At 76.4% G+C, this 1,132-nt stretch carries 1 pseudogene; it reads right to left on the reverse strand.

What is annotated here, in order from left to right:
• Window positions 1–1,026, reverse strand: a pseudogene (locus SSBG_RS23245) (ADP-ribosylglycohydrolase family protein); the annotation flags it as partial.
• Between the last annotated feature and the right edge of the window lie 106 nt (window positions 1,027–1,132).

Here is a 1,132-nt window from a genome sequence, read left to right on the forward strand (position 1 = left end):
GCGCCGCCGAGCGCCCCGGCGAGGGCGCCGCCCATCGTGGCGATCGAGTCGCAGTCCCTCTTGTAGTTCACGGCGCCGAGGATCGTGTCCCTGGCCGCGACCCGAGCAGACGAGCAACATGCCGAGCGCGATGGGCAGTTCCTCGATCGCGTGCAGGCGCGAGGGCCGCCGCGCGCCGAGCGAGGGCGCCCGGTACTCCTCGCCGACCGTGTCGAACGGCGCGACGGCGGCCCGCAACTCGCCCTGCGCCGCCTCCGCCTCGTCGTGCCGCGCGGCGACCGCGCACACCGCCTCGATCGCCGCGCGCGTCCCGTCCTTCGCGAGCCGCAGGCACGCCTCCACGACGTCCCCCGGGCCCGCGCCCGGCCGGCACGCCGCCGCGACGGCCGCGGCGAAGACCGCCGCCGCCTCGCGCCCGTAGGAGGACTGGTGCGCGCCCGCGATCTCCGCAGCCTCCGCGTAAGCGCCGTCCGGATCACCGGCGTTGACGAGCCCGACCGGCGCCATGTACATCGCCGCGCCGCAGTTCACGACGTTCCCGACGCCCGCCTCGCGCGGGTCGGCGTGCGCGTAGTGCAGCCGTGTCACGAGCCACTTCTCGGCGAGGAACACCCGTTGCAGCGGCAGCGCCTCCGCCTCCAGCTCGGGAATCCACCGCGGGTTCTCGGTGAGTTCGGGCACGAGGTGCGCGGCGATGGCGTGCGCGTCCAGGTGGTCGCGGACCTTCGCGTAGACGCGGATCAGCGCGTGCGTCATGAGGGTGTCGTCGGTGACGTGCCCGTCGCCCTTGTGGTACGGGGCCAGAGGGCGGGCCGTACGCCACCGCTCGCCCGCCCACGGGCCGACGATCCCGGTCACCCTGCCGCCGTGCCGCGCCACGATCTGCTCCGGGCTGTAGCCCTCCACGGGCCCGCCGAGCGCGTCGCCCACGGCGGCGCCGAGCAGCGCGCCGCGCACCCGGTCGGCGAGGGCGGGCCCCGTCGCGGGGACACCTCGGGCAGGAGGGAGGGGGGAGACTGCGGTCATGAGGCGGTGCCGTCCTTTCCCGCGCCCGCGGGGGGCGCGGTGGTCCTGTCCGGAAGAGGGGCGGTGACGAGGGCGTCGAGGCGCGCGGCGAGCGCGAGCAGGTCGG

Source organism: Streptomyces sp. SPB074 (assembly GCF_000154905.1).
Lineage (GTDB): Bacteria > Actinomycetota > Actinomycetes > Streptomycetales > Streptomycetaceae > Streptomyces.